Annotated in this window: 14 protein-coding genes; 11 read left to right on the top strand and 3 right to left on the bottom strand. The window is 38.0% G+C overall.

The window, feature by feature from the left end; all coding sequences use genetic code 11:
• Positions 1-29 precede the first annotated feature (29 nt).
• The gene (locus E4T88_RS11790) at positions 30-1,760 is read left to right on the top strand and encodes a phosphoenolpyruvate carboxykinase (protein WP_135105689.1); all 1,731 of its coding nucleotides are present in this window, start codon (positions 30-32) and stop codon (positions 1,758-1,760) included.
• Positions 1,761-1,846: 86 nt separating this feature from the next.
• On the opposite strand, the gene E4T88_RS11795 is transcribed toward E4T88_RS11790, so the two are convergent.
• From E4T88_RS11795 to E4T88_RS11805, 3 genes are all read right to left on the bottom strand, one after another.
• Positions 1,847-3,277, bottom strand: coding sequence for a TldD/PmbA family protein (locus tag E4T88_RS11795; RefSeq protein WP_135105691.1), 1,431 nt, complete (start codon positions 3,275-3,277; stop codon positions 1,847-1,849).
• A 1-nt stretch (position 3,278) separates the two neighbouring features.
• The gene (locus E4T88_RS11800) at positions 3,279-4,649 is read right to left on the bottom strand and encodes an MATE family efflux transporter (RefSeq protein ID WP_135105693.1); all 1,371 of its coding nucleotides are present in this window, start codon (positions 4,647-4,649) and stop codon (positions 3,279-3,281) included.
• A gap of 140 nt (positions 4,650-4,789) precedes the next feature.
• Positions 4,790-5,563 carry a DUF2334 domain-containing protein gene (locus E4T88_RS11805; RefSeq protein WP_135105695.1) on the bottom strand — a complete coding sequence of 258 codons (774 nt, stop codon included), beginning with the start codon at positions 5,561-5,563 and terminating at the stop codon, positions 4,790-4,792.
• Between the two features lie 237 nt (positions 5,564-5,800).
• On the opposite strand from E4T88_RS11805, the gene lysS reads away from it, so the two are divergent.
• The 10 genes from lysS (at position 5,801) to E4T88_RS11855 (ending at position 17,089) form a co-directional block, all read left to right on the top strand.
• Positions 5,801-7,528 (top strand): lysine--tRNA ligase, encoded by a 1,728-nt coding sequence (gene lysS / locus E4T88_RS11810; protein WP_135105697.1) that lies wholly within the window; start codon positions 5,801-5,803, stop codon positions 7,526-7,528.
• A 30-nt stretch (positions 7,529-7,558) separates the two neighbouring features.
• A complete protein-coding gene (locus E4T88_RS11815) occupies positions 7,559-8,557 on the top strand; it encodes an NAD(P)H-dependent glycerol-3-phosphate dehydrogenase (protein ID WP_006841900.1) in 999 nt (332 codons plus the stop codon).
• 9 nt (positions 8,558-8,566) lie between these two features.
• Positions 8,567-9,913: a glucose-6-phosphate isomerase gene (locus tag E4T88_RS11820; protein WP_135105700.1), complete on the top strand. Its 1,347-nt coding sequence runs from the start codon at positions 8,567-8,569 to the stop codon at positions 9,911-9,913.
• 69 nt (positions 9,914-9,982) lie between these two features.
• Positions 9,983-11,035, top strand: a complete 1,053-nt coding sequence (gene rlmN, locus E4T88_RS11825) for a dual-specificity RNA methyltransferase RlmN (RefSeq protein ID WP_135105702.1) — start codon at positions 9,983-9,985, stop codon at positions 11,033-11,035.
• A 75-nt stretch (positions 11,036-11,110) separates the two neighbouring features.
• The gene (gene pdxA, locus E4T88_RS11830; protein WP_135105704.1) at positions 11,111-12,196 is read left to right on the top strand and encodes a 4-hydroxythreonine-4-phosphate dehydrogenase PdxA; all 1,086 of its coding nucleotides are present in this window, start codon (positions 11,111-11,113) and stop codon (positions 12,194-12,196) included.
• A gap of 36 nt (positions 12,197-12,232) precedes the next feature.
• Positions 12,233-12,928, top strand: a complete 696-nt coding sequence (locus E4T88_RS11835; RefSeq protein ID WP_135105706.1) for a sugar phosphate nucleotidyltransferase — start codon at positions 12,233-12,235, stop codon at positions 12,926-12,928.
• A 31-nt stretch (positions 12,929-12,959) separates the two neighbouring features.
• Positions 12,960-13,829: an ATP-grasp domain-containing protein gene (locus tag E4T88_RS11840; protein ID WP_135105708.1), complete on the top strand. Its 870-nt coding sequence runs from the start codon at positions 12,960-12,962 to the stop codon at positions 13,827-13,829.
• 67 nt (positions 13,830-13,896) lie between these two features.
• Complete coding sequence (locus tag E4T88_RS11845; RefSeq protein WP_135105710.1) at positions 13,897-14,814, top strand: CDP-alcohol phosphatidyltransferase family protein; 918 nt, start codon at positions 13,897-13,899, stop codon at positions 14,812-14,814.
• 13 nt (positions 14,815-14,827) lie between these two features.
• Positions 14,828-15,553, top strand: a complete 726-nt coding sequence (locus E4T88_RS11850) for an HAD family hydrolase (RefSeq protein ID WP_135105712.1) — start codon at positions 14,828-14,830, stop codon at positions 15,551-15,553.
• Between the two features lie 240 nt (positions 15,554-15,793).
• Positions 15,794-17,089, top strand: coding sequence for an inositol-3-phosphate synthase (locus tag E4T88_RS11855; RefSeq protein WP_135105713.1), 1,296 nt, complete (start codon positions 15,794-15,796; stop codon positions 17,087-17,089).
• Positions 17,090-17,425 lie beyond the last annotated feature (336 nt).

The following is a 17,425-nucleotide window of genomic DNA, read 5'->3' on the forward strand; positions in this document are numbered from 1 at the left end:
ACTAATATATTAACTAATTAATAACAAAGATGCTGCAAGAATTTACATTAAACAGGGGTCGTGCTATCATCAATTTCTCTTTGAAGTATTGTGATAACAGACAGAAAATTTTAAGTAGTTACGCGTTTCATCGGGTGGTTGAATCCTTTATTTTCAGAATAAAGAAAGATAACCAGATTATTTACGATTATTTTATTAAAGATTTCAAAACTGATGAAGAGCTCACCTTGTCTTTGATAGAGGTTATGAAGCTTTTGACTGTATGTGAAATAGATGAGCTTTTGGTAGTAAATAATAAATTTGCTCCATTCTTTAAGGATAAAGGCTTGTTTATAGAGCTTATAGAAATGCTGTATAACTATTGGAGAAGGCTGGAAAGGGTTACTGTTGTTCATAACAATCGCATGGGTGATGGTCTTCAAAATGTGCGCTTTGTGCAAGCAAACCAACTTCTTAATGAGTTGATTCTGTCTATCTACAGACGTACAGAAGAAACCGTAATGGGATACAGTCATAGCGTATACCGTCAGACTATCGCAGGGGCGAATGCAGGCTTGATGCTTAACGATATGCAATGGAATTGCCCGATTGAATATAAGGGGCTTGCATCTATACCATTTATAGGAACAGTCGTTATCAATCCTCCTTATATTTCATATACGAAAAAGAATACCAGAGATGGTATCTTCCAGGAACATCAAACAAACCCTTTGGCTAATTTGATTCTGAATGAGGATGAGTGGTTTCTGTACCCTGCAAAAGTTGGTAACTTGTTAGCTTTTGTCTATTTCCATAAAGATTTTATGTGTCATGGTTTAGGTCTTGCTAACTTGTTCGAGTTGGCTAAAGGCAACGATTATGTAGGAAAGAAACCTGATTTGATTTACGTATTCGGATATCCTGACGGCTATGAAGAAAAACGTACTTTCTATCATAAGGATAAGAAGAATGATATATTGATCGGTTATGCTAATTATTGCGATGATATCGACTATTTTGGTTATATGAAGAAGATGCTTCTTACGCTGCATAATATCAAGCAAATGGAAAGAGGCAATCTGCCTATTCATGGGGCTATGGTGAACATTGCTCTGAAGAATGGTAAAGAAGCAAATATTATCATAATGGGAGATAGTGGAGCCGGTAAATCTGAAAGTCTTGAAGCTTTCCGCACACTCAACGAAAAATATATACGTCACATGCGTGTAATATTCGATGATATGGGATATTTGCAATTTGAAGCTGACGGACAGATAAAAGGATATGGAACTGAGATAGGAGCCTTTGTCCGTACTGACGACTTGGATCCTGCTTATGCTTTTGCTCAGCTTGATAGAGGTATCTACACCAACCCCGATAGAATAAATGCACGAGTAACCATTCCGATATCTACTTATGAGGTTATATCGAGAGGGTATACGATTGACTATATGCTATATGCTAATAATTATGCCGAATCGGAAACAAAGATCAGTTTCTTTGAGGATGTCGATAAAGCAATAGAGGTTTTTGAAGACGGAGCAAGAAAGGCAAAAGGAACAACTACCGAGAAAGGGCTTGTTAAGTCTTATTTCGCAAATCCTTTTGGTCCTGTGCAGGAAAGAGATAAAGCCGAAAAGCTTGTACGTAAATTCTTCTTGGCTTTAGACGAAAGTGATGCAAAAATAGGAGAGATGCATACTTCTCTGGCTATTGATGGTAAAAGCAAAGAAGGGCCACGTGAAGCGGCTGAAGAGCTTTTCAGTATTATCAATGAATAATTTGCAGTAGCTGATATTTAAAATAAAACAGGATCGATTTCTTCGTGAATACCGATCCTGTTTTTTTATGCTATAAATTTCTGATATTATTCTCCACCTACAGTCAGCTTGCGCACTAAAACCGAAGGTAGCCCTTGTCCTACAGGTACACTCTGTCCGTCTTTTCCACAAGTCCATGTGCCTTCATCTATCTTCAGATTATTGCCCACCATTGTAATGTCGGTGAGGACTTTGGCTCCGTTTCCAATGATGTTTATATCTTTTATCGGTTGAGTAAGTTTACCGTTCTCAATCAGATAACCTGTTTTTACGAAAAAGGTAAAATCTCCTGCTCCGATTTGTACCTGTCCATTGGTGAAATTATCTACATATACACCTTGTTTAACTGACGCTATAATGTCAGCTTCGGGAATGTTTCCGTTTTCCATATATGTTACCCGCATACGGGGTAGGGGAGCATAACGGAACGATTGCCTTCGTCCGTTTCCTGTTGGTGATACGTTGTAATGCTTCGCACTTATTCGGTCGTGAAGATAGCTTTCCAGAACTCCATCTTTCACAATATAGGTCTTTTGTGCTTCCACTCCTTCATCATCAAAATTGATTGTGCCTCGGGCATTGTCTATGGTGCCGTCATCCACAACATTTATGTCGGGTGAACAGATTTTTTTTCCAAGTTGATCGGAAAATATAGAGATATTCTTTCTGTTAAAGTCCGCCTCGAATGTATGGCCTATCGCTTCATGTAATAAGATTCCCGAACTTCCTGCACCCATCACTACAGGCATTTCACCGCCTTTGGGTTTTATGGCTTCAAACATCAGAGAGGTTTGTGCAACGGCTTCTTTTGCTAAAGTCTCTATCAGATCATTGTTTAAAGACTCAAAACCTTTTCGGTAGGCACGTGAAGCATATCCGTTTTCTATCTTGCCGCCCTGTTCCATTGTACATGAACCAGACATAAGACTCATTGGGCGATAATCCCAGGTAAGGATACCCTCTGAGTTAAAGAATAAAATATAAGAAGTGGAATCGTTTAGGCTGACCGAAGCTTTGATGACCCGAGCGTCTAACTCGAAAATTCTGTCATTCAATTTTTGAACAAATGATTTTTTGTCTGCTACAGAAATGTCAAGCCACGGTCTTTCTATTTTATAGTGGTTTCTGAAATGTTTCTCTTTTATCTCTATCGGAGTTATTCCTTTTGACGGAATAGAGGCTATTCCTGCGGCTGTTTTTGCAGCTTTCAGCAGTTCTGCTATTTCGGTATTCTCTACATAAACATACCCTGTCTGATCTCCCGAGACAACTCGTATTCCTACCCCAAAATCTATATTCGAGGCAGCACGATTTACTTCTCCATCACGGAGTGATATGCTGTTGCTGAAAGTGTGCTCAAAAAATATGTCGGTATAGTCAGCACCTTTACCTAGAGCTTCGTTTATTACTTTAAGCAAGTTATTCTCCGTTATGGAGAAATGATCTAATATATTTTGTTTGTTCAAATGATCTATCATATTATAATTTCTCTGCGGATTCTATTTTCTTAAATTTATTTATCTGCCATATAAACAAAGCTGCGGTCAGTAAAGTTGCCGAAAAGTCAGCTGTTGGCAATGAATACCATACTCCGTTTACTCCGAAAAACTGCGGTAATATAAACAAGGCTGGTAATAATAATAGGAACTGGCGGGTAAGGCTTAATAGAATTGATTTTCCTGCCATACCTATACATTGGAAAAAGTTTGTAACCACAATCTGGAATCCGACTAGTGGTAACATAATCGTTACAATACGTAAGGCTTTTGCTGTTTCGGCTGCTAAAGGTGGCGAAGGATTGAACGGTTTAACTATCATGTCCGGCAACAATACGCCTATAGCTAAACCTATGCAGCCAATAGCCACACCGACTTTTATTGTGTAAAACAAGGTTTCTTTAACTCTCTGTATTCTTTTGGCTCCATAATTGTATCCTACAATAGGCTGCATTCCCTGGGTAAGTCCGACCATAATCATTACGATAATCATTATCAGGGTGTTTGCTATGGCATAAGCTTCGATAGCAATGTTTCCCCCGTAGGTTTTCAGATTATTGTTGATGAAGAATACGACGATAGACGCTGCAACTTGTATGAAAAACGGAGACATACCTATGCTTGCCACCGCCCATACTATTTTTTTGTTTAAGCCAATATGCTTTCTGCGTAAACGCAACATGCTATTTTTGTTCATGAAGTGGTACATGACAAAACATAGCCCTATAAACATTGAAATGATAGTAGCTATCGCAGCTCCTTTTATTCCCCATTCGAACCAGAAAATGAAAATTGGAGCTATTATAATGTTGGCTATAACGCCGATTAGCATCGTATACATTGCCTTTTGAGGATAGCCCGAAGCACGCATCATGCTGTTGAAATTGAAGCACATAGTCAAAAATATATTGCCGGGCAGGTAATAGAGTAAGAATTCTTTCGCATACGGAAACGTTTCTTTTGTGGCTCCGATTCTTAATAATATAGGATCGAGAAAAATAAATAGCGTAGTAACAAGTACTCCTGTGAATAAAAGAGTCATAAGGAACGAGTTTCCTATTATCTTTTCTGCGGTTTCTTTATCTCCGCTACCCAAGCATATTGAAATACGGCTGGCTGAACCTGCACCTACAAGCATACCCACAGCGGCGGTAAGATTCATTATCGGCAAAACAATACCAAGCCCGCCAATGGCATGGTCTCCCAGATTGGGCCCGTGTCCAATGTAAATACGGTCTATAATGTTATACAAGGCATTCACCATAGTTCCTACTATGGCCGGCAATGCGTATTGCCAAAGAAGTTTACTTATTTTTTTGTTTTGTAATTCATCAATGTTAGCTGTTTTTGACATCTAAAAAGCATTTAACTGTTAAGGAGTGATTCCTCCCATCTTTTGAGCGTGCAAAGGTACAAAAAACACTACCATCGGCGTTGTTTTTTACATAATTAAGTATTTAACTTTGTTAATTTGAGGTTAAGCCTATCTAGTGTTTATTTACCTTTTATTATTTCTAGAAATTCTGATGGGGTAACGAATTTTACATTCTCCGATTCTAAAAACTCTACTATTTTTACAAAATTTTGCCATTGGTTTTCGTTCCAACTATTTGGATGCCCCTGTAGGTAGAAATAATTTAAATCTTTCGATTTTTCGCGATAAGCCTTAAGGAATTCATCATAATTCGGGTTATGTACCGGATATTCCATATCTAGAGTGTTGGGTAATACATATCCTTTGTAGTAGACGGGAGATATAGGACTGCCTAATGTCATTTTTATTTGAGGAAATTGAGCTAAGGCTTTGTCTGTGTTCGTGTTTGTGCTGCTCCAGTGAGGTCCCCATACCCGAAGCTGAAGTCCGAGTTTGGCTTTTGCAAGGCTGTCTGTCAACTGTAGAGCTTTGAGCTGTTGCTCGTAAGTGCCTTCAAATTCGCCTATTGTATCACCTTTGGTGCGGTTATAATAACCATGATTCCAGAATTCAATGAAACCTCTTTCTGCACGGTCGGTAATCCATTTGAAGTAAGCCGGGTTGTCCTCGGCAAGAGAAAATCCAATTATACCAAAACCTGCTTTTATCTTTTTGTTTTCTATATAATCTGCGACACGTTGCCAGCGGGGAGAAACAACTCCTTCTGTACCTCCTGCAGTTACATCATCTAGCTTTAAAATGACAATTTTCCGGTTTTGAGAAAATGCAGTATTTGTCAATGATATGGCACAGAACAATAGAAGCAGAGAAAATAATATCTTTTTGTTGTACATTGTTTCAGGTTTTATGTGTAAAAATTAGAAAGAATAAAGAAACAAAATATAATTTTCTTTTCCTGTGTTTTGTCTCTTGATTTTTATATCCTTGTTAAATTTTGAATCGGAATGTGTTGTCTCTCAAATTTAAGTGAAAAATAAGATGTTTGTTTTCCATTATATTTCTTAACTTTGCGGGGTTATTCGTGTGCGAAAATATTATTAAAATAATAAAAATCTGAGGATAGATTAATAATGAATATATTGGAATTAAGCGAACAGGAGATAATTCGCAGACAAAGTTTAGATGAACTAAGAGCATTGGGAGTAGAACCCTATCCGGCTGCATTGTATGAGGTAAATGCATATTCGAAAGAGATCAAAGAGAGCTTTCATGATGATGCGGATAAGCGTTATGTGTCTTTAGCGGGACGTATAATGGGGCGTCGTATTATGGGTAAAGCTTCCTTTATGGAATTGCAAGACTCGGAAGGACGTATACAGGTTTATATTTCTCGAGATGATCTTTGTCCGGATGAAAATAAAGAGCTTTATAACACTGTCTTCAAGAAATTGCTCGATATTGGCGATTTCGTTGGTGTTAAAGGATTTGTTTTTCGCACACAGATGGGCGAAATATCCGTACATGCCGAAGAATTAACGGTTTTAGGGAAATCGCTTCGTCCTCTTCCTGTCGTAAAAGTAAAAGATGGTGTTACCTATGATGGTTTTACCGATCCTGAGCAACGTTATCGTCAACGCTATGTTGATTTGGTTGTTAACGACAACGTTAAAGATGTATTCCTTAAAAGAACAAAAGTGTTCAACTCTATGCGTGAATTCCTTAATGGACATGGATATATAGAAGTTGATACGCCTGTGCTGCAAAGCATTCCCGGAGGAGCTACAGCTCGTCCTTTCATCACGCATCATAATGCACTAGACATTCCTCTATATCTGCGTATTGCAAACGAACTGTATCTAAAGCGCCTTATTGTAGGCGGGTTTGATGGAGTATATGAGTTTTCTCGTAATTTCCGCAACGAAGGCATGGACCGTACGCATAATCCGGAATTTACAGTAATGGAATTCTATGCCGCCTATAAGGATTATAACTGGATGATGGACTTCACAGAGAGGATGTTGGAGAAGATCTGTACAGATGTTCATGGTACAACTAAGGTAAAGATGGGCGATAAGGAGATAGACTATAAGGCTCCATATCCTCGTGTTACGATGATTGACTCTATCAAACATTTTACAGGTTTTGACATTAGTGGCATGGATGAAGATCAGCTACGTGATGTTTGTAAACAGTTAGATATAGAGCAAGATGCAACTATGGGCAAAGGAAAGCTGATAGATGCCATCTTTGGTGAAAAGTGCGAAGGAAACTATATACAACCTACATTTATAATAGACTATCCCGTAGAGATGTCTCCGCTTACAAAGAAGCATCGCAATAATCCGGAACTAACAGAGCGTTTCGAGCTGATGGTTAATGGCAAGGAATTGGCGAATGCATATTCTGAGCTGAATGATCCGATTGATCAGCGTGCTCGTTTCGAAGATCAGCTCAAATTGTCTGAAAAAGGAGACGATGAGGCAATGTTTATCGATCAGGATTTCTTGCGTGCATTAGAGTATGGTATGCCTCCTACAAGTGGTATCGGTATCGGTATGGATCGTCTGGTGATGTTTATGACCGGTCAGGAAAGCATACAAGAGGTGATGTTCTTCCCTCAGATGCGTCCCGAGAAAGCACCAAAGAAAGATGCTGTATCAAAATATAAAGAATTAGGAATAGCTGAAGATCTTGTCCCTGTACTACAAAAAGCAGGATATTTTACTGTCGAAAGCATGAAGGATGTCAATTCACAGAAGATAAGACAAGATATAGGTGAAGTCAATAAAAAATATAAACTGGATTTAGCACTACCTTCTGTAGACGAAGTAGAAGGATGGGTGAAAAAGCTTAGCTAATCCCCTTGTGTCTAATTAAAGTATGAATGAATGAGTTTTCCCGGTAAAATAACAATATTTGGAGGTGGTACATGGGCTACAGCCCTTGCCAAAATTATGCTTAATCACGAAAAGCATATAAACTGGTATATGCGCCGCCCTGAACAAATAGAGGATTTTAAGAAAACAGGACATAATCCTTCTTATCTTTCAAATGTTGAGTTCAATCTGGATAGAATTACATTTTATTCGGATATTACACAAGCAGTGGAAGATTCGGATACAATAGTTCTTGCTGTACCTTCTCCTTTCTTGAAAAGTCATCTTGAAAAGTTGAATACAAGTTTGGCGAATAAATTTATTATTTCAGCGATAAAAGGTATCGTCCCTCCGGAAAATTTGCTTGTGACAGATTATTTGGAACAATACTATAATGTGTCACCTCAAAATATGGCAATTGTGGGAGGACCTTGTCATGCCGAGGAAATCGCTTTGGAACGATTGACTTACCCTACTATCGCTTGTGCCGACATTCAGAAGGCTAATGCGATTGCTCAAGTCTTCAATAATAGATTTGTGCGGGCTTCTGTGTCGAATGACGTTGCGGGGATTGAACTTGCCGCAGTACTGAAGAATGTGTATGCAATAGCTTCGGGTATTTGTCACGGGCTGAAGTATGGCGATAATTTTCAGGCGGTATTGGTTTCCAATGCTATCTCAGAGATGGAGCGCTTTGTTGATATCGTTTCTCCTATCGAAAGAAGGATACAGGATTCTGCTTATTTAGGAGATCTTCTTGTAACTTGTTATTCTAGTTTTAGCCGCAATCGTACCTTCGGTGCAATGATAGGCAAGGGCTATTCGGTAAAAGCTGCTCAGGTAGAGATGGAAATGATAGCGGAAGGTTACTATGGCACAAAGTGTGTAAGAGAGATCAATGAAAAATATAATGTGGATATTCCTGTTGCAGATATGGTTTATCGTATATTGTATGAAAATTCTCCTGCACATTTAGAAGTGAAAACATTAAGAGAACAGATACTAAAATAAAGAAACAATATGGATAAGGTTATCAAATTAGACATTAGCAAAACATTAGGCTTTATAAGCCAAGCTGATATCAACAGTCAGGCAGCTCTTGCTAAAAAATGCAATGAGGCTCTTCACGATGGTTCAGGCAAAGGAAATGATTTTCTAGGCTGGCTCAATTTGCCATCTTCTATTACAGATGCAGAATTGAAAGATATTGAAGATACAGCAGCTGCATTGAAAGCCAAATGTGAAGTGATTGTATTGGTGGGTATCGGTGGTAGCTATCTTGGATCAAGAGCAGTTATCGATTCTTTATCAAATGCATTTGACTGGTTACAGAAAGATCGTAAGAATCCTGTTATTTTATATGCAGGAAATAATATAGGTGAAGATTACCTTGTTGAGCTTTTAACCTACCTGAAAGGTAAATCTTTTGGAATTATCAATATTTCCAAATCGGGAACAACAACAGAACCAGCTTTGGCTTTCCGTATACTGAAGGCAGAATTAGAAAAAGCTGTAGGTAAAGAAGAAGCTAAAAACCGTATTGTTGCAATCACAGATGCGGCTCGCGGAGCTTTGTATACGTTGGCAACAAAAGAAGGTTACAAGAAATATGTAATTCCTGACAATGTGGGAGGACGTTACTCTGTACTGACTCCGGTAGGGTTGCTTCCGATTGCGTTGGCTGGTATCGATATTCGTCAGTTAGTAGCGGGTGCGGTTTATATGGAAAAAGAAACAGCACCAAGTGTGTCATTCGAGAAGAATATTGCTGAGATATACGCCGTTACTCGTAATGAGCTGTATAAAAAAGGCAAAAAGATAGAAATCCTTGCAAACTTCAATCCTAAATTGCACTACATCGCAGAATGGTGGAAGCAGCTTTACGGAGAAAGTGAAGGCAAAGAAAATAAAGGTATATTTAATGCTGCTGTAGACTTTACTGCGGATCTTCACTCGATGGGTCAATGGATTCAGGAAGGTGAGCGTTCTATCTTCGAAACTGTTGTTTCTGTGGCTCAGCCAAACGAAACGTTGACAGTACCGACTGATGAGGAGAATCTTGATGGGTTGAACTTCCTTGCAGGTAAAAGAATAGACTTTGTAAACAAGATGGCAGAGTTGGGTACTCAGATTGCTCACGTTGACGGAGGTGTTCCGAATATAAAAGTAGAGTTGCCTAAACTGAATGAATATAGTATCGGACAGTTACTTTATTTCTTCGAAAAAGCATGTGGTATAAGCGGTTATATTCTTGGCGTAAATCCATTCGATCAGCCGGGAGTAGAGGCGTATAAGAAGAATATGTTTGCTCTTCTCGATAAACCGGGTTTTGAAAAGGAAAGCGAAGCAATTAAGAAAAGATTATAAAATAAGCTGTTAGCCGATAGCCTTTAGCAATTTGCTAAGGGCTGTTTGCTAAAAGCTAAATACTAGAATATGGAAAATAAAAGGCACTTACTGGGTATGACTATGGAAGATTTCTATGGTGTAGTGGGTGAGTGTGGTTTACCCAGATTTTCTGCCAAACAAATAGCAGACTGGGTTTACAAAAAAAGAATAACATCTATCGATGAAATGACGAATCTCTCTGTGGCAAACAGAGCTTTGCTGTCAGAGAAATATGATATAGGGCGGTATAACCCTCTCGAATTTCAGCAATCTGTAGATGGTACTGTAAAATATTTATTCAGAACGGAAAAAGAAAAGCTGATAGAAGCCGTTATGATACCTGAGGACGATCGAGCAACGCTTTGTGTGTCTTCTCAGGTTGGTTGTAAAATGAATTGTTTGTTTTGCATGACCGGAAAACAAGGGTTTAATGGAAATCTAACAGCAAACGAGATATTGAATCAGCTCTATTCTGTTCGCGAGGCAGAGAGCTTGACGAATGTGGTTTTCATGGGAATGGGTGAGCCCTTGGATAATTATGAAGAACTGAAAAAGACACTCGAGATAATGACTGCTGATTATGGAATGGCGTGGAGTCCGAAGCGTATAACGGTTTCTACAACAGGTGTAACACCCAAGTTGAAACGTTTCTTGGACGAGAGTAACGCTCATCTGGCTATCAGTATACATAGTCCTGAAAAAGAACAAAGATTATCGATAATGCCTGCCGAAAAAGCATTTCCTATTATAGGGGTAATGGATTTATTGCGGCAATACGATTGGACAAAACAGAGACGATTGTCTTTCGAATATATAATGTTTGACAACTTCAACGATTCTTTAATTCATGCAAAAGAGTTGGCACAGATACTTAGGGGAATTGAATGTAGGGTAAATCTTATCCGCTTTCATGCGATACCTAATGTCGACTTGAAAACTTCTACTAAAGAGAAAATGGAGGCATTCCGTGATTATTTGACTAAAAAGGGAGTAACCAGTACGATTCGTGCATCTCGAGGAGAAGATATTTTTGCGGCTTGTGGTATGTTGTCGACAATAAAAGGGGATGCTTTAGCTACTCCTAAAAAGAATTTAGAATAATCCATCAGGCAAAATAAAGAAATGACCCTCGTGTAGTCTTCCTTTATGGAAGTTGAGAGGCCTAAATATAAAGCTATGATTAAAGTAGGAATAACACAAGGTGATATAAACGGAATAGGCTATGAGGTTATATTAAAGACCTTCGCAGATATCCGTATGGCTGAAATCTGTATTCCCATAATATACGGATCAGCCAAAGTTGCCGCTTATCATCGCAAGGCGATGGAGTTGCAGACAGTTGCTTTCAATCAGATAAGTGATGTAAAAGACGCTGTTGTAAATAAGGTTAATATCATCAATTGTATCAATGAAGAGACTAAAGTAGAGCTGGGTCAAGCTACTCCTGTTGCAGGTGAAGCTGCATACCAATCGCTCGAAAGAGCTGTTGCCGACCTTAGGGATGGTGCAATAGATGTTCTTGTAACAGCTCCTATCAATAAGCATAACATACAACGAGAAGACTTTAAATTCCCGGGACATACAGAATATCTGGAAGAACGTTTTGGGAAAGATCAGGATAAAAGTTTAATGATTCTGGTAAAAGACTCTCTTCGGATAGCTCTTGTTACAGGACATATCCCATTGTCGGAGGTTCCTAATACATTGACAAAGGAAAAGATCGTGGAAACAGCTACCCGCTTCGAACGAAGTCTTAAAAGAGACTTTAGAGTGGGGCGACCTCGTATTGCAGTTTTGTCACTAAATCCTCATGCCGGAGAAAATGGATTGTTAGGAAATGAAGAAAACGAAATTATAATTCCTGCTCTGAATGAGTTGCAAGATAAAAAGATACTTTGCTTTGGACCCTATCCGGCTGATGGATTTTTTGGTTCGGGCGATTATACTCATTTTGATGGTATATTGGCTATGTACCACGATCAGGGATTAGCACCATTCAAAACCTTAGCGATGGAAGACGGCGTTAATTTTACTGCCGGTCTGTCTATTGTGCGCACATCACCTGCTCATGGTACTGCATACAGTATTGCAGGGCAAAATAAAGCTTCAGAAGAGTCGTTCCGTCAGGCAATATATATGGCTATTGATACTTATGGCAATCGTATAGAATATGATAAAGCTTATGCTAATCCACTGAGAAAGTTATATGTGGATAAAGGCGGTGATGATAGTGTTGACCTGATAAAAGAAGCAGAAGAATAGTATATTTACCTCTTAGTTAAAATTTAGTTAATAAAAATGAATTACGCTATAATTGCTGCGGGAGAAGGTTCTAGACTTGTCCAGGAAGGTGTTACTTTGCCAAAACCATTAGTAAAGCTAAATGGGGTGGAAATGATTCGTCGGCTGATTGATATATTTCTCAAAAATAATGCTTCTTCAATAAGTATTATTGTGAATGAAGAAATGACTCAAGTGCAAGACTATCTGACTAATCTCGAATTGGGTATTCCTTTTAATGTTGTGATTAAGTCGACACCCAGCTCAATGCATAGCTTTTTTGAGTTAAGAGATTTTCTTCGAGACGGAAAATTCTGCTTAACAACAGTAGACACAATTTTTAAAGAAAACGAGTTTTCTAAATATATTCAAACATTCATAAATGATTCGGATAGTGATGGTATGATGGCTGTGACAGACTTCATAGATGACGAAAAACCGCTTTATGTGGATGTAAATGACCGTATGGCAATAAAAGGCTTTCTCGATCATTCTGATAATTGTAAATACATCTCCGGAGGTATTTACGGTTTGACACCAAAGGCGATTGATACGCTTGAGGCCTGTTTAGACTCCGGGCAAGCTCGTATGCGCAACTTTCAGAGACAATTAGTTGCCGACAATTTACAATTAAAAGCATATCCTTTTGAGAAAATAGTAGATGTGGATCATGCAGGCGATATTGTTAAAGCAGAGAAATTCTTAAACAATTAATATAAATAGAGATAGGGACATTATAAACACTATGTCAAAGATAAAAGTAGCAGGAATCAAAAGGAAAACAAAATTCTCTCCCAATCATATAGGCAATGATGGCATGATATTCAGTGAGACAGCCGAATGTTTAAGAAATATGGGATATGATGTAAGAGAATATACAGAAGACGAATTTATTTTAAGTGAAGAGAATGAGCGGTATATCTTCAATATGGCTCGTGACAAAACAACCATCCGCAAACTAAAGAAAAGAGAAGAGGATGGAGCTGTTATAATAAACCCCGGAACCGGTATTGAAAACTGTACACGAGAGGCAATGACTCGCTTGTTGTTGGAAAACGATATACCATATCCAACCAGCCTTATAGTGGATGTAACCGACGATCCGAGTCAAGAACTGAAGAAAATGACAGCGGATGCATATTGGATCAAACGAGGTGATTCGCATGCCATTCATAGAGAAGATGTAACCTATGCACGTAATATACCCGAAGTGAAATCAATATTAAAAGAGTTCGCTTTGCGTGATATTCCGAATGCTGTGATCAACGAACATCTTGTGGGAGACCTTGTTAAGTTTTATGGAGTGGCAGATACTGATTTCTTCTATTGGTTTTATCCTTACGATTTGAGTCATAGTAAATTCGGACTTGAAGCAATAAATGGTGAAGCGCATGAGTTTCCGTTTGATGTAGAGGCTTTGAAGAAAGCATGTGATAAGGCCGGCGAGATATTAGATGTTAAAGTATATGGAGGAGACTGCGTTGTAGACGAGGATGGCTCTTTTAAAATTATTGACTTTAACGATTGGCCGAGCTTTGCTCCTTGTAGAAGTGATGCAGCACCTAAGATTGCAGAGTGTGTTCATAAGCAGATTCAGAGAGATTTGCAAGGATAATTATAATAAGGTTATATTTGCATTATACGAAAAGTAGTTTGTAATAAAAGTAGTATCAATAAATTAAATGGATAATAAACAACCGACACTTGAATCTACTCTAAAATCAACGGATACAGAAGAGTTTATAGATATTCATTTCTATCGTCCGATCGGTTATCGTTGGGCTCTATTGTTTCAGAAATTAGGTGTTACTCCTAATGCTGTCACCATAGCAAGTATCTTCTTGGGGATAGGGTCTGGGATATGTTTTTATTTTGACAATATATGGATATCTTTGTTAGGGATATTTTTACTTGTATGGGCAAACTCTTATGATAGTGCAGATGGACAGTTGGCTCGCATGACAAAGCAGTTTTCTGCTTTGGGGCGTGTCTTGGATGGTTTTGCCGGTAATCTGTGGTTCGCTTCCATTTATGTAGGTATTTGCTTACGCCTTTATCCTGAATGGGGTGGATGGATATGGGTTTTAGCTTGTGTTACAGGTTATTTCCATTCCAAACAAGCGGAGATGGCGGATTATTACCGTAATGTGCATTTACTCTTCCTTAAAGGGAAAGCAGGGAGTGAATTAGACAATTCGGCCGAGCTTACTGCCAAATTTAAAGAACTAACTTGGAGTAAAAACTTCGGAGCAAAAATCGTATTGTTTTTCTATCGTAATTATACCACGGATCAGGAAAACCGATCTCCAAGACTTCAGGTTTTATTTCGATTACTCAGAGAAAGATTTGGAGATGTTGCTCCTGAAAGTTTCCGCAACGATTTCAGAGAGAAAAGCCTCCCCTTGATGAAATATACCAATATTCTTTCTTTCAATACACGATCTATCGCATTGTTTGTGTCTATATTGTTGGGGTGGCCTTGGTTGTATTTTGTATTTGAATTAACTGTATTGAATATACTGCTTGTATATATGGTAACAAGGCATGAGAAGATAAGCAAAGGCTTTGTTCTGGATATAAAGAGTGGGAAATACAATTAAAATAAGTTTTAGCATGTTTGATTTGTCAAAAGTAAAAGGGATTATCTTCGATTACGGAGGTACTATAGATAGCAATGGTAAGCATTGGGCTGAAGTTTTATGGGAATCATATTTGGATAATGAGGTTCCTGTAACCAGAGAACAGTTTCGTGAGGCGTTTGTATATGTAGAACGTTATCTGGCTGCTAACCTTGTTATATTACCCGAAGATAACTTTCATGTTTTACTGAAGAAGAAAGTAACTCTTCAAATAGAATATCTTTTGGAGAAGGGCTTTTTGGAGGAAAATGATAAGACAAAGATGTATAGCCTTGCAATTTCAGATCAATGTTATAACTTTGTAAAAGATTTAATTAGAAAGGAAGTTAATATACTTACAGCACTCAAAGACCGTTATCCAATGGTTCTGGTATCTAATTTCTACGGAAATGTACAGTCTGTATTAGGCGATTTTGACTTACTTAAATATTTTGATGATATTATAGAATCGGCTGTTGTAGGTATAAGAAAACCCGATCCCGCTATATTTGGATTAGGCGTTGAGAAGCTTGGTCTTCCTGGTTCTTCCATTGTCGTTATTGGAGATTCTTATACGAAAGACATTGTTCCCGCTACAAAAAATGGATGCCAAACTATTTGGCTCAAAGGCTTGGGCTGGGGTGACGATGACGAAAATGCTACGGCTGATATAATTATAACGGATTTCATGGAGTTGAAATCTATCTTTCAATTAGATTGAAAGGCAATACTTGAATACATTGATAATACTATAGAGTCAGTCTGACTATCTGCTTTAGTAATGGATACCGTTTGTATGGTAGAAAAGCCCGGGTTGGGAGAATAAAGTAAAACAGATCTTCACTGAAACTATACTATTATATAGGATTTTATGAATTCGGGAGATAATATCCTGATGAAATAAAGTCTCCGGTTTAAAGGATTACTGCGGGTTGCAGTGTATTTTAAAAATTAATTAAAAATGGAAAAAGTACAAGTGAAAGAAGCCAAGGGTAAACTTGGTATTCTAACAATTGGTGTTGGAGCTGTTGCTACAACATTCATGGCAGGAACGTTATTAACACGTAAAGGACAAGGTGTTCCTGTAGGTTCAATTACACAGTTAGCTACAATGCGTCTGGGAAAAAGGGAAGAAAATCGCTTTCCGAAGATTAAAGACGCTGTGCCTTTGGCAGATCTTAACGATGTTGTTTTCGGTGGATGGGATATCTTCGAAGAAAACGCATACGAAGCTGCAGTACACGCAGATGTGTTGACAAAAGACGACCTGAACAAGGTGAAAGACGAAATGGAAGCAATCAAGCCAATGAAAGCTGTTTTCGATCAAGACTTTGTTAAACGTCTACACGGTACATGGGTAAAATCAGCTCCTACTAAATGGGAATTAGCTGAACAAGTAAAACAAGACATCCAAGATTTTAAAACAAAAAATAATTGCGATCGTATCGTAGTTATCTGGTGCGGAAGTACTGAAGTTTTCACTCCGCTTGGTGAAGTTCATAAAACATTAGCAGCATTCGAAAAAGGACTTAAGGAAAATCATAAAGATTTGGCTCCTTCAAACGTATATGCTTATGCAGTAGTGTCGATGGGTATTCCATATATCAATGGGGCACCAAACCTTACAGTAGACATTCCTGCTATGTGGGAACTAGCAGCTAAAACTCAGACTCCTATCTGTGGTAAAGACTTCAAAACTGGTCAGACTATGTTGAAGACTGTATTGTCTCCAATGTTCAAAACTCGTATGTTGGGTCTTAACGGATGGTTCTCAACCAATATTCTTGGAAACCGTGACGGAGAAGTACTCGATGATCCGGGTTCATTCAAAACGAAAGAAGAGTCGAAACTTTCAGTTATAGACAATATTCTTCAGCCTGAATTGTATCCTGAACTTTATGGAAATGTTTATCACAAAGTACGTATCAATTATTATCCTCCTCGTAATGATGACAAAGAAGGATGGGATAACATTGACCTATTCGGATGGTTGGGCTACAAAATGCAAATGAAAGTGGACTTCCTTTGTAAAGACTCTATCCTTGCTGCTCCTTTATGTCTTGACCTAGTATTGTTCTCCGATTTGGCGAAACGTGCAGGTATGAGCGGAATACAAGATTGGTTGTCTTTCTACTTCAAGAGCCCAATGCATGAACCAAGTAAGATTGCAGAGCACGATTTGTTTATCCAATATGTGAAGTTGAAAAATACACTTCGTAAAATGATTGGAGAAGAAACTGTAGATTTTATTGATTAAAATAATAATCTTATAATACTGAAAGACTGTCTAGATAAACCTAGACAGTCTTTTTTTGTTGAGTTGTCAAGATAGTTTGGTACATACATTTGTGATTTTGTGAATAATCCAAATTTTTATTTAAGACTCAACTTAATTGTTATCCAAAATAAGAAGAGGATAACCTTAGAAAAAAGTTATCCTCTTTTTAGAAAAATATATAAATGTAAAGTTCAATATTGCCTGCTCCTAGTATGTTGAAGCAGATAAAGTTCCTATATTTATTAGAACATTATTTTTTTGATTATGTTTATTGTTTTCGCCTTGAAATTTAGTTAAATGAAAATAATAGATAAT

The organism is Dysgonomonas mossii (assembly GCF_004569505.1).
Classification (GTDB): Bacteria; Bacteroidota; Bacteroidia; order Bacteroidales; family Dysgonomonadaceae; genus Dysgonomonas.